1 pseudogene is annotated in these 539 nt (G+C 68.1%); it reads right to left on the bottom strand.

The window, feature by feature from the left end:
- Window positions 1-476: pseudogene (locus ABD225_RS18540) on the bottom strand (IS1380 family transposase); the annotation flags it as partial.
- Between the last annotated feature and the right edge of the window lie 63 nt (window positions 477-539).

The following is a 539-nucleotide window of genomic DNA, read 5'->3' as shown; positions in this document are numbered from 1 at the left end:
ATGATCGTGTCGTCCACGTCGACGAACGCGTACCCGACGCCCGCTCCCGCCTCGTCGCCAGCGGGCAATGGTGCCGGGACCGGTGGGGTCAGCCCGGCCAGGCGAGACAGCGCGAGCAGGAACCGTGCGGCGACCGCATCGAGCTGCCGGACGTGCCCGAAGGTGAACGTGCGTAGGAACGAGCCGAGCGTCGAGGGCGCGTACGCCTTGGCGAAGAGCCGGCCCATCCCGCCGTGGCGCAGCAGGGCCATGTCATCGATGCTGTCGGCGCCGGCGACCATCCCGGCCACGAGCGAGGCCACCTTCGACCCAGCGTTCGCGCCTTTGTCCGTCGGCACGCTCAGGTGCTCATCCGCCAGCTGGCGCAGCCCTGCCCGGTCGGCCAGTGCCAGTACCGGGACCAGGCCGGCGGACGACACGAGATTCGGGTCGTCGAACACCGCAGAAGTGCGGGTCAGGGTGTGAGAGAGTTTCACCTACGAGATGCCCCTTGCGCGAGACGGAACTGAAGCCTGAAGAACTCCAATTCTGTTTCAGCA

The organism is Nostocoides veronense (assembly GCF_039531185.1).
Taxonomy (GTDB): Bacteria; Actinomycetota; Actinomycetes; order Actinomycetales; family Dermatophilaceae; genus Nostocoides_A; species Nostocoides_A veronense.
This window is presented reverse-complemented; position numbering and strand designations above follow the sequence as displayed.